Annotated in this window: 17 protein-coding genes and 1 tRNA gene; 7 read left to right on the forward strand and 11 right to left on the reverse strand. The window is 59.6% G+C overall.

Going from position 1 to position 14,851, the window contains the following annotated elements; translation table 11 throughout:
- Nucleotides 1–508: 508 nt before the first annotated feature.
- Genes ACKVY0_RS20405 through ACKVY0_RS20415 form a run of 3 tightly spaced genes read right to left on the reverse strand, consistent with a single transcriptional unit; the run spans nucleotide 509 to nucleotide 2,678 of the window.
- Nucleotides 509–709, reverse strand: coding sequence for a hypothetical protein (locus ACKVY0_RS20405; protein WP_409216691.1), 201 nt, complete (start codon nucleotides 707–709; stop codon nucleotides 509–511).
- Nucleotides 706–2,013 carry a caspase domain-containing protein gene (locus tag ACKVY0_RS20410; RefSeq protein ID WP_409216692.1) on the reverse strand — a complete coding sequence of 436 codons (1,308 nt, stop codon included), beginning with the start codon at nucleotides 2,011–2,013 and terminating at the stop codon, nucleotides 706–708. Before ACKVY0_RS20410 ends, ACKVY0_RS20405 begins: the two co-directional genes overlap by 4 nt.
- Complete coding sequence (locus ACKVY0_RS20415; RefSeq protein ID WP_409216693.1) at nucleotides 2,010–2,678, reverse strand: hypothetical protein; 669 nt, start codon at nucleotides 2,676–2,678, stop codon at nucleotides 2,010–2,012. Before ACKVY0_RS20415 ends, ACKVY0_RS20410 begins: the two co-directional genes overlap by 4 nt.
- Before the next feature lie 317 nt (nucleotides 2,679–2,995).
- On the opposite strand from ACKVY0_RS20415, the gene ACKVY0_RS20420 reads away from it, so the two are divergent.
- Nucleotides 2,996–3,943, forward strand: a complete 948-nt coding sequence (locus ACKVY0_RS20420) for a hypothetical protein (protein ID WP_409216694.1) — start codon at nucleotides 2,996–2,998, stop codon at nucleotides 3,941–3,943.
- A gap of 243 nt (nucleotides 3,944–4,186) precedes the next feature.
- On the opposite strand, the gene ACKVY0_RS20425 is transcribed toward ACKVY0_RS20420, so the two are convergent.
- Nucleotides 4,187–4,339 (reverse strand): hypothetical protein, encoded by a 153-nt coding sequence (locus tag ACKVY0_RS20425; RefSeq protein ID WP_409216695.1) that lies wholly within the window; start codon nucleotides 4,337–4,339, stop codon nucleotides 4,187–4,189.
- Between the two features lie 215 nt (nucleotides 4,340–4,554).
- On the reverse strand, nucleotides 4,555–6,519 hold the full coding sequence (locus tag ACKVY0_RS20430) for a tRNA uridine-5-carboxymethylaminomethyl modification enzyme MnmG/GidA (protein WP_409216696.1): 1,965 nt from the start codon (nucleotides 6,517–6,519) through the stop codon (nucleotides 4,555–4,557).
- A 126-nt stretch (nucleotides 6,520–6,645) separates the two neighbouring features.
- On the opposite strand from ACKVY0_RS20430, the gene pdhA reads away from it, so the two are divergent.
- Complete coding sequence (gene pdhA, locus ACKVY0_RS20435) at nucleotides 6,646–7,722, forward strand: pyruvate dehydrogenase (acetyl-transferring) E1 component subunit alpha (RefSeq protein WP_409216697.1); 1,077 nt, start codon at nucleotides 6,646–6,648, stop codon at nucleotides 7,720–7,722.
- A 53-nt stretch (nucleotides 7,723–7,775) separates the two neighbouring features.
- On the opposite strand, the gene ACKVY0_RS20440 is transcribed toward pdhA, so the two are convergent.
- Nucleotides 7,776–8,348, reverse strand: coding sequence for a hypothetical protein (locus ACKVY0_RS20440; RefSeq protein WP_409216698.1), 573 nt, complete (start codon nucleotides 8,346–8,348; stop codon nucleotides 7,776–7,778).
- A gap of 89 nt (nucleotides 8,349–8,437) precedes the next feature.
- Between ACKVY0_RS20440 and holA the strand changes: the two genes are divergently transcribed.
- Complete coding sequence (gene holA / locus ACKVY0_RS20445) at nucleotides 8,438–9,562, forward strand: DNA polymerase III subunit delta (protein ID WP_409216699.1); 1,125 nt, start codon at nucleotides 8,438–8,440, stop codon at nucleotides 9,560–9,562.
- Between the two features lie 7 nt (nucleotides 9,563–9,569).
- Entirely contained in the window at nucleotides 9,570–9,941 is a 372-nt protein-coding gene (locus ACKVY0_RS20450; RefSeq protein WP_409216700.1) for a TSUP family transporter, read from the forward strand.
- A 3-nt stretch (nucleotides 9,942–9,944) separates the two neighbouring features.
- On the opposite strand, the gene ACKVY0_RS20455 is transcribed toward ACKVY0_RS20450, so the two are convergent.
- From ACKVY0_RS20455 to ACKVY0_RS20465, 3 genes are all read right to left on the reverse strand, one after another.
- On the reverse strand, nucleotides 9,945–10,493 hold the full coding sequence (locus ACKVY0_RS20455; protein WP_409216701.1) for a DUF456 domain-containing protein: 549 nt from the start codon (nucleotides 10,491–10,493) through the stop codon (nucleotides 9,945–9,947).
- Nucleotides 10,494–10,541: 48 nt separating this feature from the next.
- Nucleotides 10,542–11,144, reverse strand: a complete 603-nt coding sequence (locus ACKVY0_RS20460; RefSeq protein ID WP_409216702.1) for a nitroreductase — start codon at nucleotides 11,142–11,144, stop codon at nucleotides 10,542–10,544.
- A 69-nt stretch (nucleotides 11,145–11,213) separates the two neighbouring features.
- Complete coding sequence (locus ACKVY0_RS20465) at nucleotides 11,214–11,420, reverse strand: hypothetical protein (protein WP_409216703.1); 207 nt, start codon at nucleotides 11,418–11,420, stop codon at nucleotides 11,214–11,216.
- Nucleotides 11,421–11,588: 168 nt separating this feature from the next.
- On the opposite strand from ACKVY0_RS20465, the gene ACKVY0_RS20470 reads away from it, so the two are divergent.
- From ACKVY0_RS20470 to ACKVY0_RS20480, 3 genes are all read left to right on the forward strand, one after another.
- A tRNA-His gene (locus ACKVY0_RS20470) sits at nucleotides 11,589–11,663 on the forward strand.
- A 145-nt stretch (nucleotides 11,664–11,808) separates the two neighbouring features.
- Nucleotides 11,809–12,543 carry a ribonuclease III gene (rnc, locus tag ACKVY0_RS20475; protein ID WP_409216704.1) on the forward strand — a complete coding sequence of 245 codons (735 nt, stop codon included), beginning with the start codon at nucleotides 11,809–11,811 and terminating at the stop codon, nucleotides 12,541–12,543.
- A gap of 326 nt (nucleotides 12,544–12,869) precedes the next feature.
- Complete coding sequence (locus ACKVY0_RS20480) at nucleotides 12,870–13,265, forward strand: hypothetical protein (RefSeq protein WP_409216705.1); 396 nt, start codon at nucleotides 12,870–12,872, stop codon at nucleotides 13,263–13,265.
- An 80-nt stretch (nucleotides 13,266–13,345) separates the two neighbouring features.
- Here ACKVY0_RS20480 and ACKVY0_RS20485 read toward each other — a convergent pair whose 3' ends face one another.
- Nucleotides 13,346–13,969: a SprT-like domain-containing protein gene (locus ACKVY0_RS20485; protein ID WP_409216706.1), complete on the reverse strand. Its 624-nt coding sequence runs from the start codon at nucleotides 13,967–13,969 to the stop codon at nucleotides 13,346–13,348.
- Between the two features lie 3 nt (nucleotides 13,970–13,972).
- Complete coding sequence (gene epsC / locus ACKVY0_RS20490; protein WP_409216707.1) at nucleotides 13,973–14,812, reverse strand: serine O-acetyltransferase EpsC; 840 nt, start codon at nucleotides 14,810–14,812, stop codon at nucleotides 13,973–13,975.
- Nucleotides 14,813–14,851 lie beyond the last annotated feature (39 nt).

The raw sequence follows: 14,851 nt of genomic DNA on the forward strand, positions 1-14,851 counted from the left end.
GTGCGTGACCACGAGCGCAACGCACGCCACCACGAAGCCTTCGTTTATCTGGCAATGATCGGCCATAGCGCTCGCCATCTGGCGTCTCAAAACTAGTGATTATGAAGTTTTAACGGACAGGCTCTTAAATCCTCTGGGTACCCGGTGCCTCTGTGATTCACCTTCTGCATGGCTACGGCTGAGGCAACTCCGCCCTCTGGCCGCACCGCAACGGCAAGGTGCAGCCGAAAGCCATGCGCACCAGCCACCAAATCAAACGCCTCAGCCACGCGCCATATCAACGTCCCGGATCAGGCGACGGCGAGCGGGAGGCGTTGATGACACGACAGATGCCATACGAGCCGTTGCCTGCATCCGTTTTGTTGTTCGTTAACTCCGCCATAGGCGTGCCAACCGACAGCCGATGCTCTTACGGACCGGGCGGTGGCGGGGCAGGGGGTGCAGGTGGCGGTGGGGATGACGGATTCTCCAGCAGGCTTTGATTCATGTAGAGGGGCAGCTTCTCGGGCTAGCGGGGGAACATCTCCATGAGCTTCACGAGATTGAGGAAGAGCATGAGCTGCAGATTTTCGCGGGCCTGTTTCTTGCCTTGCTCGGTCGTGGTCTTCACGCCGGTGGAGGTCTCGCTGGCGTTATAGACGGCGACCCAGGCGTTCAGCGATTCTTCCTGAAGTGACCCATGCTGCGCCCGGAATTCGCAGGGGCTCAACGGGAACGGGACAAATCAACCGCCAGGGGTCCGGCAGGTCCAGGCACCAGCCCGCTGGCCTTGAGATCCTCATCGCTGACCGCAATGTCAGGCATGGTAAAGCCTGTCCATTGACCGAACCGCCATTCCCTGCCGTCTTCGATCATGCCGCTGCTATTCATGAGCAAGGCGCCTTCCTTGAGGGTGGCAAACGGCGCATCGTCCTTCAGACTGCGGTTCGAGCGGAGTTTCAAGGTATTGGCTGACCAGGCACCTTCCGGGATTTGTTTGAGAACCCGCCAGCTTCCGTTGTTCAAGTCTTCGAGGAACGTCTTTCCCGAGCGTTGGTTTTTCTGCACCATCCAGCCAGCCAGCGTCACGTTGTACCAGGCAGGGTCTTTGCCATTCTGCACCACTTGCACCGCCTGTGGGTTGGCTTGCGCCTTCGGCAGCAGAATGCCGCAGGGCTTTCCTTCGCCATCATGCAGGTACACGGGATGCTTGAGAACCACGCTTGGCGTCTGCAGCAGTGGCTCTCGAAACCCATTGGGCGTCAGAACCACTTGGTCCCATTCGCCATCAGCTCGAAAAATAGTGGGCACCTGCTTGCCTCCGGTGCGGGTCGCGACCGTGCGTCGAACATGATTCAGGAGGGTGTCCACCGTCGCACCAGGCGTCCTCAGCCCGTCCAGCAGCGCTGCGGCAAACGGCCCATGCGCCGCCATCTTGCCGAAGTCGTGTGAATATTTCCCCTGGCCGGTCGCCAGGGCAATGCAGACTCTGTCCGAGAGCGGATAACTCGTGGACTTTTGTTGCGAAGCTCCGCCGTAGGACGGGCTGTTGCGGCACCCGTCCACCAGGAACAAAAAGCGCTGGCCTTTCAAGGCGCGCACTCGCTCGATGCAGCGCCTGAGTGGAAAAGCTTTGTCTTCGAAATCCTCGGCCGAGGTGATGCGGGCTTTGGCCGGCAGCAAAAACAGCTCGCCCGCATGCTCGACGCTATGTCCGGCAAAATAGAAGACCACCAGGTCCAGTGACGTCTCTTTGTAATCCCCGAGCCGCTCCAGACATTTGGCCATGCCGTCGTGGTCCAGATCCTCCACCTGCGAATTGATCACGGTGAACTGCCGCTGTTTCAATGCCTCGGCCACGGCCACGGCATCTCCAGGGGCGTTTTGGAGATTCTGCGTCGCCGGATAACTGCCATTGCCCATCACCAGAGCGATCCTGTTCGCGGCCTGGAGCGTTCCACCAGCGGCACAGCCCAGCAGCAGCAGCCAGACCAGCCGCCGCCACAGCGCACAATCATGCCACCTGAGCCTCATAACTGCTGCGGATTAGCGGGATACGGTGTGGCAGGCGCGGGATACAGCGGCACATGGGCCGGCGGGTAGGCCACCGGTGTGCCGGGGACCATCGCAGGCGGGATCTCCTGCCAGGACGGCAGCAAGAACTCGTTGGCGATGCTTTGAGCCATCATCTCGCGCTGCTGCTGCTGGACATAACCGCGCCCGGTGTTGAACAGATCACTTACTAGCAGGATCCCCAGATTTTTCACGTAGTCGGTCAAATCGCGATGATCGCTCAGGCTGTTGTAATGGGTGCGGAAGTCGTCCTGCGACTGCTGGGCCGACTGCATGGCGCTTTCAGCGGAAGGACTCAACGCGGCCATCCCTGCCACATAATCAGAAGCCACCGCCTGTCCCGCCGTTTGCCATTTGAAGCGTGCCTGGTCATACAGTGTTTGGGAATCGTTGCTAAAGTTCACCGGCAGATCGTTCCGCGATTTGATCGTGGAGACCATCAGCTTCATTTCATACTGGGCCTTCCGCACCTGGCTCATGTGCTGACTTAACGCCGGATTTGGGGTCGCCGTGGGCGACCATGACCCCGGAGATGAAATGAGGGAGTTCGGAGCAGTCACACAAGCGGAGAGGAATGTGAGCAGCAGCACACCAGTAGAGAAGGGCCAAACGAGTGATTTAATCATGCTTGATAATAAGTTATATTTGATAATTAACATATTGGCGCAGTGGCTTGCAATAAGAATCTGCCTGCCTGCGCAGGCACCTGGCCGCTCGTAACCTGGCCTGACCTGGCCGTGGCTCCTCGCTTCTCGCGGCTGAGGAGCCACTAATCCTCTCTTCTGCAGGCCAGAATTTGGGTGTCAGACGCTTCTTCGCGTCTTCAACGCTTCACTTCTCCGCCACTCCAAGTCTCGCTTGCGGCGTCATCACCGCTGACGAGAATGCCCTCAAGCACCAGCCGCCTAGCCGGTAATCCAAGGATGATTCTCCCCTCTGCTTCATGTCCTCCACGCCTCACTCCCAGGAAGCACAGGTTAATGCCATCCTCGATGCCTTCGCCAATGCCGCCGAGCACATCGTACCTGCACAAGCTCTCGCTGACGCACACGATCACCAGCAGGCGCTCATTCCGCATCTTCAGCAGGCCGTGGCCCAGGCTCACGCGCTCTCTGCCGCTGGCCGCCTGCAAGCCGAGGGCGACTGGCGGCTGCCCTCCTTTGCACTGCATCTTCTCGCCGCCTGGCGCGTACCGGGCACCTATGACCTCCTATGGAAGAGCCTCATGCTCGACGACCGCTATGACAGCCGCTGGCTCATGTCCGATGCCTACATGGAATGGCCGCATCTCCTGATCACCACCTTCGACGGTGACGTGGGCCGGCTCTTTCGCATCCTGTGGCAAAACGATCCTCCTTGGAACAGCGACCTGCGCGACTGCTGCACCATGGTGCTCGCCAGTGCCCACCACCATCACCTCGGTGATCGGGTCGCCATTGAGGCCGGCTTCGCCAAGATGCTCGACACCTGCGACGACGAGATGGTCCTGGGCACGCTCATGCTTTTCATCGCCCGTCTCAAACTTGCGCCACTGCTGCCTCGGCTTTGGCAGGTGCTCAAGACCCGTCGTGGCCGGCAGGCCATGAGCAGGCTGGATGTTGAAGAAGCGCTGGCCTCTCCGTGGAGGGAGGGTTTTGCTGTTTCCAACCCGACCCCTAATCCGATCAACCACCCACGGGAGGACCTGCTCGCCATCATCCGTGGCTGGCAGTACTTCAAACCGCCCTTGAAGCATGCAACCAAGGACAGGGAGAAGAGCCACACGTATCAGTACGAGAAGCGCGTGCATGACTTCACCTCTCGCCCCGGCGGTTTCATTCTGCCCAAACGCACCCTCCCCTGTGATTGCGACAGCGGTCTGCCCTATGGGGCCTGCTGCGGTCAAAAGTAAGCGGCGGAAGACGGTGAAACTTGGTTGTTTTCGCTGTGACTCAGCTCCTTCAACCGCTCCCCTCGCTCAAGGTTCTGAACTCCCCATTTCCAACGCTCCACTTCTCCGCCACTCCAAGTCTCCTCGTCTCGAATAACTGGCAGGGGAATGGTTGGGCAGGGAAATTTGTGTTCTGGCACATTCCTCTGCCCGAAATTCCACTGCCAAAATCAAGGCCACGCTGGTTCGCCCTGCTACTATACATCACATTCCGTGAAACGGAGGATTGGCCGCAGATTCAGGAAAACCGCAGATTACCAGACAAAAAACAATCGGTGGTTTCCCTGAATCTGCGGCAAAAACGCCCATCTTGATGACTTCAGGCCCAGGAGGAGAAAGGAAGGTTTGGAGGAGCATCGGCGGGAGTATGGGCGGAAGGAACGAGGACCAGATGATGGGCCGTGCGGAGCTGATTGCGACTTCTCACTTTTTACGTCTGACTTCCCACCGCTGGAGCTGCGAGAGCGGGTAGATCGAGGACGAGTTCGAGTAGGAGGACGACCCGCCCGCATCGCTGCGCGAAGCGTTGCGGGCAGGGGACGAAAGGTGGCCGCGCGGTGCTGGATTGGACTCTATGCGCTTGGATCTGCGCTCTCTGCCTGTACGCTGCCGCGCTTCAGCATCACCGCGAGCAGGGCAATGTCCGCCGGGTTCACGCCTTGGGCTCTCGCGGCTTGGCCGAGGGTGGCGGGGCGGAGGGCGGTGAGGCGGTGTTTGGCTTCGGTTTTGAGGCCGGGGATGGCGTGGTAGTCGAAGTCGGCGGGGATCAGCTTTTCCTCCATGCGGGAGGTTTTGGCGACCATGTCTTCCTGGCGGGTGATGTAGCCGGCGTATTTGACGTCGTTCTCAACCAAGGACCAGACCTCGGGGGTGAACTGGGCGTGGATCTCGACGGGCAGGGCAGCGGGCGTGTTTTCGGGCCGACGCAGCCATTTTTCCAGGGTGATGCCGTCGAGCCGGGCTTCCTGGAGAAGGAGGCGGGCGGCGGCGAGTTGGGCGATTTTTTCCTCGGTGTGCCGGACGCGGAAAGGGGAGGCGAGGCCGATGGCGGCGGCGAGGGGGGTGAGGCGGAGGTCGCAGTTGTCCTGGCGGAGGAGGAGGCGGTATTCGGCGCGGGAGGTGAAGAGGCGGTAGGGCTCGGTGGTGCCTTTGGTGACGAGGTCGTCGATCATGACGGCGAGGTAGGCCTGGCTACGCTGGAGCAGGAAAGGGGGGCGGCCCTGGGCCTTGAGGGCGGCATTGGCCCCGGCGATGAGGCCCTGCCCGGCAGCCTCCTCGTAGCCGGAGGTGCCATTGATCTGCCCGGCGAAGTAGAGGCCAGCAATACGCTTCGTTTCGAGAGTGGGGTGGAGTTGGGTGGGCGGGCAGTAGTCGTACTCCACGGCATAGCCGGGACGAACGATCTCGGCGTTTTCGAGGCCGGGGATGGACCGGATGAAGTCATACTGGACCTCGAAGGGCAGGGAGGTGGAGACGCCGTTGACGTAGAATTCGCGGGTGTGGCGGCCCTCGGGTTCGAGGAAGATCTGGTGCCGGTCCTTCTCGGCAAAGCGCACCACCTTGTCCTCCACCGAGGGGCAGTAGCGCGGGCCGACACCCTCGATCTTGCCCGAATACATCGCCGACTTGTGGATATTGGCCCGGATGATGTCGTGCGTCTGGGGGGTCGTGTAGGTGATCCAGCAGGGAATTTGTTCCACGTGGAACTTTTCGGGGGTCCAGGAGTTCAGGGTGAACTGGTTCGGGCCGGTCGTCGGAAGACTTGGAGAGGGGGAGACTGGGAGACTTGGAGAAGGGGAGAGGCCTTCGGATTCGTCCTCGGGGAGGACGCCGGAGAGGTAGCTGAAGCGCGGGGCAGGTTCGTCGCCGGGCTGGAGTTCGCACTTGGAGAAGTCGATGCTGCGGCTGTTGAGGCGGCAAGGGGTGCCGGTTTTGAAGCGCTGCACGTCGAAACCGAGGTGCCGGAGGCTGTCGGACAAGGTGGAGATGGCGTCGCCCATGCGGCCGCCGGCTTGGTTCTGCTGGCCGACGTGGAGGAGTCCGCGCATGAATGTACCGCTGGAGATGACGACGGCTTTGGCCCGGTAGATCATGCCAAGGGAGGTGCGGATGCCGATGATGGCATCGTTTTCGACCAAAAGTTCGGCGGCGTTGCCCTGATGGAGGTCGAGGTTGGGCTGGTTCTCGATCAGCCACTTCATACGGAACTGGTAGGCCTTCTTGTCGCACTGGGCGCGGGGGGCCTGGACGCTGGGGCCTTTGCGGGCGTTCAACATGCGGAACTGGATGCCGGTGGCGTCGGTGTTCAGGCCCATGACGCCGCCGAGGGCGTCGATCTCCCGCACGACATGCCCTTTGGCCAGACCACCGATGGCCGGGTTGCAGGACATCTGGGAAATGGTATCCAGATTTTGGGTGAGGATGGCCGTCTGGCAACCCAGCCGGGCCGCCGCCATCGCTGCCTCCACTCCAGCATGACCGGCACCGCAGACAATGACATCGTAGTGCTTGGGGAAGGTGTAGAGGCTCTCAGACATGGGGGCGCGAGGATAGCATACGGCGCCAATTGTTCCATGTGGAACGCGGATTGCCTGGAGGGCCTGAACAATCCTTTGCGTCCGTGGGGACGTTGGCTAGAATGAATTTTTCCACTCTGCCTGAACATGTCTAAAGCTAAAATCCCCGTCGCTGCGCACGCCGCCGATCCCATCAATCAGAAGCTCACCGCCGCCGACAAAGTGGGACTTTATCGCCAGATGGTGCGCATCCGCCGTTTCGAGCAGGTGTCACTCCAGCACTACCAAGCGGGGCGCATGGGCGGTTTCCTCCACCTTTACATCGGCCAGGAATCCGTCGCCGTGGGCACGGTTTCGGTGATGGGACCGAACGATCATGTGATCACCGCGTATCGCGACCACGCACACGCTTTGGCCGTGGGCATGGGCATGAACGAGTGCATGGCGGAACTCTTCGGCAAGGCCACCGGCTGCTCACGCGGCAAGGGCGGCTCGATGCACTACTTCGCGCCAGATAAAAACTACTGGGGTGGGCACGGCATCGTGGCCGGTCAGACACCGCTGGGTCTTGGACTCGCCTACGGTTTGAAGTACCGTGGCCTCAAAGGTGCGGCGCTCTGTTTCCTCGGTGATGGTGCGGTGAACCAAGGTGCCTTCCATGAATCTCTCAATCTCGCCGAACTCTGGGATCTGCCGGTGATCTACGTGATCGAAAACAACGGCTACTCGATGGGCACGAGCCAGCAGCGCTCGTCCGCCTACACCGACTTCCTCGCCAAGCGTGCCGAAGGCTACGGCATGGCTTGGGAGCAGTTCAGCGGCGAGGATGTCTATGCCGTGCGTGCAGGCGTGAGCAAAGCCATCGAACGAGCGCATAACGAATCGAAGCCCAGCATCATCGAAATCGCCACTTATCGTTGGGAAGGCCATTCCGTGGCTGACGCGAACAAGTTCAAGTACCGCACCAAAGAAGAAGTCGAGAAGTTCCAAAACGATCACGACCCGATCCAGGTGTGGAAGCGCAATCTCCTCAACGAAGACGTCGCCACCGAGGAGGAGTTGAAGAAGATCGACAAGGAAGCGCAGAAAGAGGCCGAAGACTCCGCCGAGTTTGCCAAAGCCAGCCCCTATCCAGAGCCGGAGACCATCTTTGAAGATGTGTACTGGGAAGTGGACAACAAGACCGAAGCCGGCCAGACCGGACGGCACTTCTTCAACGACTGAGCCGAGCCGCCAAGTCAGCTCAACTCACTCATTAAGAATCATTTAGGCGGCATCTACTTTGCGACCGCCGTGGAGGTAGTCGTATCAGCCTGAGTGCTCAGGATGACCGCATGCTTGTCATAGGTCGCCTTGGCTCCCACCAGTTGAGTGACGTAATTCAGCGCCTCCGTCAGCGGGACATTGGTGAGCGACAGGCTGAGCTTGCGCTGCGCCAGCTCCTCGCCCTTCACGATCACATTCGGCGTCACCTTGCCACCGCTGGCATTTTTCGACAACACCCGCAGGCCTTCGAGCGCTTCGGTGAGCGTCACGTCCGCCATTTCCACCTTCGGCAGCAGCACGGCGGCATACTGAGTCTTGAGCGTGTTCTCCTCCGGTTTGTGATGCGCCCGAATGTAGGCCAGCATGTTCGCCGTCTCTGTGTGTTTCGGATTCGCCGCCGCCACACGGGAGAGCAGTTGAAATGCGTTGGCCATGTCGCCGCGGTAATAGGCCGCGCGTCCCTGCTGATAGACTGCATTCAGATCTTCCGCCTTGGCCACAAAGGCCGCTACCAACATCAAACAGGCAGTCGTCATCACCACGACCGCCGTCGAAACCCTGCACCTGATCAAATTTATTTTCATGGGTGAATTTCATCAAATCCCGGCACGCATGTCAAGGCTGCGGCATTCGGTGTGCTTGATGAAGTGCGCATCCTGCTCCATCGGTGAACATGCCGCCGCCAAAAAAACCCACCGCCAGCCAGGTGAATGTGCTCCTTGGCAGCGATGAAGCTCGAGTGAAGGAATCTGCGCTGATGCTGGTGCGCAGCCTCACACCACCGGACGCAGGTGACTTCAGCAACGACATCATCGATGGCACGGCGGACAATGCCGAACACGCCGGCACCATCTGCTCCAATGTCTGCATGGCACTGCAAATGTTGCCCTTCTTCGGCGGCACGAAAGTGGTGTGGCTCAAGAACGCCAACTTCCTAGCCGACTCCGGTCCTGGTCGCGGTCAGGATGCGGTGAACGGCTTCGAGCGCATCCTTGATGTCGTCGAATCCGGCCTCGGCAGCGATGTGCGCTTCGTCATTAGCGCCACTGGTATCGACAAACGTCGCAGCGCTTACAAGCGCATCTCCAAGATCGCCAACTTTGAAATCTTCGACAAGCCCGACACCTCGAGAGCGGGTTGGGAAGGACCGGTGCTTGCCGTCGCCTCACGCAAAGCGAAGGAACTCGGCATCACCTTTGAAAGTGGGGCGCTCGAACTGCTTGTGCAGATGGCCGGCGATGACACACGGCAGATGGAGAACGAACTCGAAAAGATTGATCTTTACCTCGGTGAGCGTCGCCGCGCCGGACTCAAGACTGTGCAAGGACTCGTCTCCATGAGCCGTGCCGGTGTGCTGTGGGATCTCGGCAATGCCATTGGCAAACGTGATCTGCCGCGTGCGCTCGAACTGCTCGGCACGCTGATGTATCAAGGCCAGAACGCCATCGGGCTGCTGCTCGCCGCCATCGTGCCGCGCGTGCGCAGCCTCCTGCTCATCAAAGACCTCGGCTCACGCTACAAGCTCAACAAATTCAACTACGCCGGCTTCTGCACCTCGCTCGAAGGTCTGCCATCGTCCGCTACGTCGCACCTGCCACGTAAGAAAGACGGCACCGGCTTCAACGCCTACCCGATGTTTCTCGCCATTCCTGAGACTGGCAACTTCTCGCTCGAAGAACTGCATACCGCGTTCAAAGCCTGCCTCACTGCAAACACCAAGCTCGTCACCTCCTCGCTCGATCCCAAGCTCGTGCTCGAACGTCTCCTCGTCGGTATGCTCGCGAAGCAATCCCGCTGATCTCACCATGACGACCTCCGCCATCCTCACCTGTCTCGCCATCGGCATCGTCAGCGGTGTCATCGCTGCGCTGTGTGGTGTCGGCGGCGGTGTGGTGATGGTTCCTGCGTTCGTGTTCTTGCTCAAATTGCCGCAGAAGATGGCCGTCGCGACTTCACTGGCCATCATAATTCCCACGGCACTCATGGCCACAACGCAGAACGCACGCTCTGGCCTCGTCGATTGGAAAATCGCCGCCATCACCTCGATCTCCGCGTCGCTCTTTGCCTACTTCGGCGCTGGCTGGCTCAAGACGATGAGCAACGAAACACTCACGCGCATCTTCGGCACCGTGCTCGTCGTCTTCGGCCTGCGCATGCTGCTGCAAGGCAAGGCGTGAGCCTCACCACACCAGCGCATCGAGTAAAACCGTCGCCACCATTCCCAGGGCGACGATCAAGCGCAGCACTAGACCCACGCCCGTGCCCAGCAGCGATCCCCAGGCTGACTTGGCAGCCGGTTGCAGTCGCTTCTTGGCAAAGACCAGTTCAAACGCAATCCCGCCGATCAGTGGACCCAGAATCAAACCAAACGGCACAAAGAACATGCCTACAATGCCGCCGATGAACACCCCCGCGATGCCCCAACGGCTCGCACCAAACCAGCGCGCACCCAGCGCACCGCTCACGAAATCGATCACATAAGACAGCACGAGCCCGAGCGACAAAAGCACAAAGCCCCAGGCGCTCAGCGCGGATTCAGGACGCAGCAGCGTGTGAATGATGCCTGCAGCGAAGATGAGCAGCGGCCCCGGTAGAAACGGCACCACCGAACCGATGATGCCGATGATCAGCAGACAAATCGTCAGCGACCACACACCCAGTATGTCCCACGGCATCGCCGTGAAAAACTGCGCCGTCGCATTCCACGCGTTGGTGAGCCATTCAGTCATGCAGCAGGCAGGGTTCGTTCGTCATTAGGATTTACTCATTCGTCATTTTCAGACGTCGCACCACCTGGTTTTGGATTCGACCGGCTCGCGCGAACTCTGCGGCCACTTCAATCCTTCACGCGGCCAGCCGAGATAAATCAGAGCCATGCAGCGATCTTCGGGACCGATTTGCAGCCACTCCGCAAACTGCTGCGTCGCCAGCAATGGCGGCGTTGACCAATAGCAGCCCAAGCCGGCCGCTGTGGCCGACAGCATCAGATTTTGCAACGCACAGGCCACCGCTTCGATCTCTTCAACCTCAGGAATCTTGACACCACCACGTCGTACCATCACACCCGCGATCACCACCGGCGCGATGAGTGGATTCACACCCATCTTCTTCATCTTGTCCTCACGGAACTCCTGCGGCGGCGATGTTTCGCGATAGATCCGCTGCATCGCTTCCGCCAATCGCGCACGGCCCGCACCTTGATGCACCACAAACTTCCACGGCTCCGTCAATCCATGGGTCGGTGCCCACGTCGCATCTTCGAGCACCTGCATGAGCAACGAACGCTCCACCATTCGCGACGAATCCATGTCCACCGGCTTGATGGAGCGGCGGTGACGAATGAGCGCGCTGAGTTGCGAATGCGTGGCGATGTCAGTCATGAACACGCGACCCTTACACCATCGGCAGCCGTTTGCTCAAGAGGAGTGTGACCGCCACATATCACCAACCTAATCCCACGGCAGCTCACCAGGTTTGCGCCGTTTCCACAGACCATTGGCGGCAATGCCTGCCACCGCCACCAGCAGCATGATGACCACAATCAAGGTCTCCATGTTCCAGATACCGCTGAGCGGCTTCACGAGATCGGTGAAAAAACTCTTCACACTGTGGAAAAAATCAATCAGTGCAGAGAACATGCTGATGAGGGTTTCCATGCCGCAAGGTTGGGATGTACCGCCCTTCGTTCAAAACCTTCGCAGTGACGATTCACTCACTGACTTTTCGGTAACATTGGCTCACGCCCTCCTACGCCGCCCACCCCTCGAATTTTCGCTGGCGCAACCCCCGTGACCGGTTACTATCCGCGACTCTCGATTGAGATGGTGGCCGTAGTTCAACGGTAGAGCCCCAGATTGTGATTCTGGTTGTTGCGGGTTCGAATCCCGTCGGTCACCCCACTTTTAACACTGGAGCACAACGGCGGTTGATGGCTGCAAGTTGATGGTTGTAAGCCTGATGCAGCAGGCGGTACTGGTCTGCGGTGCCTCCTGTTCCGTCCATCAACAATCAACCAGCCACTATCAACTGAGGTTTGCAGATTCAATGGACGACTCGCTGGAAACCATTCTCGGACACACCTTTCGCGATCCCGCGCTGCTCCAGCTCGCGCTCACGCACGGCAGCATCGGCTACGAAGCCCAGCGCGCCCAGGCTGACAATCAGCGCCTCGAATTCCTCGGTGACGCCGTGCTGCAGCTCACGCTCTCCCATCTGCTCTTCCAACGACTGCCGCAGGCCGATGAAGGCGTGCTCACTCAGGCCCGCGCCCAGCTCGTCTCCACCAAGGCCCTTGCGCGCATCGCCCGCCGCATTAGTCTCGGCACCCATCTGCGCATGGGCCGTGGCGAAGAGGCCAACGGCGGCCGTGATCGCGAATCTACCCTCGCGGATGCCCTCGAAGCCATCGCCGGTGCCATTCATCTCGACGCCGGCAGCGATGCCGCACAGCGCTTCGCATCTCGTCTCTTTGCGGAAGACCTCGATGCCCTCAGCCACGGCCCGCTGGACACCAATCCCAAAGGCCAGCTCCAGGAACTCGTGCAAGCCGTCGGCACCACGTCACCCGTCTATCAGATCATCGGCGAAGAAGGCCCCGATCACGCCAAGAACTTCATCGCTGCCGTCGTGTGGCAGGGTGCCGAACTCGGGCGCGGCAGCGGTCGCAGCAAAAAAGAGGCCGAGGTGCAGGCCGCCCAAGCCGCGCTCGACCATCCCAACCTCCAAAAACAACTGCGAACAACCCGTGAACAGCCGAGCCAACAAAACAGCAAGCTCTGAGAGCAGCCGTGCAAAACCCCGGTTGTTCCTCCCCGCTCACAATTCCTGCCGAAAACATTCACACCCGCAGTGCCCGTGGAACCCGCACAATCAAAGGGTGGAACCCACTTGTTGCGCTTGTTCGCACTCCTTACGGATATGAAGATTTAGGCAACTCGACTCATCCCAATCATAAGAGATGAGAACAACTGCGTTTTCGCAATCAACATTGCTCTCGACATCAAGTTCCAAGTGCTTCTAAAATGTCGGAGATAAACGCGCTGGAACACAAACCGATACATTTGTTTTCCGACGTACTGTACGGCCAAGAAACGGAACCCTGAGAGATGAAAGCCAGTTCAGCTACGCCTTCCGCCCCTTCGTTCCTGTGGCGTGCAGCAACGCTCCTTGGCCTTTGGCTCCTGATCTTTGGTGCCATCATTGCCATCACACCTTTGCATATGGAAGGTGGGTATAACGTTACCTATGAAAAGCTGAAAGCGACCCTGTGCGCACCGTTTCTCGGATGGTTTGGCATGGCTGCATTTCTTGGCGGACATCGCCCTTCTTATGTTCCCGCTATTATTTCACTTTTGATTATCCTTGGTTCGACACTCTTGATGCTGTTTCGCTGCCGCACGACTCGAACATTCTGGATATTGACAGCGGTCCACATCATCATCGTCACTGTCTCCAGCATCGGATTCAGTCAGGTGACTCGATATTGGAACGAGAACCCTTGAAGAGATCGCTTTGCAGCGATGATCTAACACGACACTACAACGGATGCAGGCAACGGCACGCTGTCGCCTAATCCGGGACGTTAAATACCGCTCACCAGTGCCAGCCTGAACCGCCCATCATACTTGCCGCTGCTGTGCGTGTTGCAGCAATGCAGGCAGGCCGTGGGCCGACGGAACTTGCGGACGCGCGCCACCTGCACCTGACACGCGGGACACACATACGTGAGCTTGCGAGCGACTTCTTTGCGCGGCAGCGGCAGACGATGATGCGCCTTCTCTCCCGCAATGCCCAGATCCGCACACGCAAGCCGCCATTCATGACCATGTGGCTCAATACGGCGGCGTCCTGAACGATGGTAGGCGATGAGATGCGCGAGTTCGTGCTTCAACGTGCGGTCCACCTGGCCTTCAAACTCGCGCAGTCGCGGATTCAACTCGATGGCCCAGCTCGGATAGCGCGCATAGCCCGCCGTGCTGCGCAGCCGGGCATTCCACGTCACCGTGACGAGCTTTGCACCGCCGGGAAGATCCAGCGTCAGCAGCATGGCACGCGTCTGCTCTTCTAAGACCGCATCACGGCCATCCAACGCGGCTTCTTCTGCAGGTGCAGGCGTTTCTTCGACTTCGAGATCACGCACCGAGCGAAACGGCACCCAGCGTGGCAGCGCGGCGAAATCGAAGTTGAGCTGGGAGAGTCCGAACATGCGTCACTTCGGTTTTTTGACCTGCACCTTGTGCTCCTGCTCACCGAGCGCGAAAATCATGTCCGGCGCGACGCTTTCGAGAATGAACACGTTTGCGCCGATGGTGCTGCGTGCGCCGATGACCGTGTCGCCACCGACAATCGTGGCGTTCGCATACACGGTGACGTGATCTTCCAGCGTGGGATGGCGCTTCTTGCCACGCAGTGCCTGTCCGGCCGCCAGCGAGCGTGCCACGAGGCCCACGCCTTGATACAGCTTCACATGATGCCCGAGCTGCGCCGTCTCGCCGATCACCACGCCAGTGCCATGGTCGATAAAAAAATGCGTACCGATCTCTGCGCCGGGATGGATGTCGATGCCCGTGCGTCCATGCGCCCACTCCGTCATCATGCGCGGAATCAGCGGCACGTTCTCTTGGTAGAGCAAATGGGCCGTGCGCTGGATCGCAATGGCTTCAAGGCCAGGATACGCGAGAATGATTTCCTCAAAGCTGCGTGCGGCAGGATCACCCTCAAACGCGGCCTCGACATCGGTTTGCAGCAGCGCACGTACCTGAGGCAGCGCCAGCATGAAGCGGCATACCAGACCTTCGCTCTCGGCCGGTTCCGTGTTGCCGTTCAGCCGCACGGTGCGGCGTACTTCCAGGTTCAATCGCTGGCGGATGCCCGCGACGAGTTCATGCGTCATGAGCTGAAGTTCGTCCGATGACACCGCCTCCTCGGAGAAAAAGCCGGGAAACAGCAGTTGCAGCAAATCCTCGCACAGCGACGCAATCGCCTGCTTCGACGGCAGGTTCCCGCAATCGACATGGTTGATCCCGCCGACCTCGTCATACGAGGTCATGAGGCTTTTAACGATCTCTTCCTGGCGGCAGTCCTTCAA

Source organism: Prosthecobacter sp. (assembly GCF_046154365.1).
Lineage (GTDB): Bacteria > Verrucomicrobiota > Verrucomicrobiia > Verrucomicrobiales > Verrucomicrobiaceae > Prosthecobacter.

Coding starts and splice junctions, on each gene's coding strand:
- ACKVY0_RS20440 (WP_409216698.1), bottom strand. CDS start 8,348: ATGAAAATAAATTTGATCAGGTGCAGGGTTTCGACGGCGGTCGTGGTG.
- ACKVY0_RS20415 (WP_409216693.1), bottom strand. CDS start 2,678: ATGATTAAATCACTCGTTTGGCCCTTCTCTACTGGTGTGCTGCTGCTC.
- ACKVY0_RS20450 (WP_409216700.1), top strand. CDS start 9,570: ATGACGACCTCCGCCATCCTCACCTGTCTCGCCATCGGCATCGTCAGC.
- ACKVY0_RS20460 (WP_409216702.1), bottom strand. CDS start 11,144: ATGACTGACATCGCCACGCATTCGCAACTCAGCGCGCTCATTCGTCAC.
- epsC (WP_409216707.1), bottom strand. CDS start 14,812: ATGACCTCGTATGACGAGGTCGGCGGGATCAACCATGTCGATTGCGGG.
- ACKVY0_RS20480 (WP_409216705.1), top strand. CDS start 12,870: ATGAAAGCCAGTTCAGCTACGCCTTCCGCCCCTTCGTTCCTGTGGCGT.
- rnc (WP_409216704.1), top strand. CDS start 11,809: ATGGACGACTCGCTGGAAACCATTCTCGGACACACCTTTCGCGATCCC.
- ACKVY0_RS20425 (WP_409216695.1), bottom strand. CDS start 4,339: ATGCTCCTCCAAACCTTCCTTTCTCCTCCTGGGCCTGAAGTCATCAAG.
- ACKVY0_RS20465 (WP_409216703.1), bottom strand. CDS start 11,420: ATGGAAACCCTCATCAGCATGTTCTCTGCACTGATTGATTTTTTCCAC.
- ACKVY0_RS20455 (WP_409216701.1), bottom strand. CDS start 10,493: ATGACTGAATGGCTCACCAACGCGTGGAATGCGACGGCGCAGTTTTTC.
- ACKVY0_RS20485 (WP_409216706.1), bottom strand. CDS start 13,969: ATGTTCGGACTCTCCCAGCTCAACTTCGATTTCGCCGCGCTGCCACGC.
- ACKVY0_RS20430 (WP_409216696.1), bottom strand. CDS start 6,519: ATGTCTGAGAGCCTCTACACCTTCCCCAAGCACTACGATGTCATTGTC.
- holA (WP_409216699.1), top strand. CDS start 8,438: ATGCCGCCGCCAAAAAAACCCACCGCCAGCCAGGTGAATGTGCTCCTT.
- pdhA (WP_409216697.1), top strand. CDS start 6,646: ATGTCTAAAGCTAAAATCCCCGTCGCTGCGCACGCCGCCGATCCCATC.
- ACKVY0_RS20420 (WP_409216694.1), top strand. CDS start 2,996: ATGTCCTCCACGCCTCACTCCCAGGAAGCACAGGTTAATGCCATCCTC.
- ACKVY0_RS20410 (WP_409216692.1), bottom strand. CDS start 2,013: ATGAGGCTCAGGTGGCATGATTGTGCGCTGTGGCGGCGGCTGGTCTGG.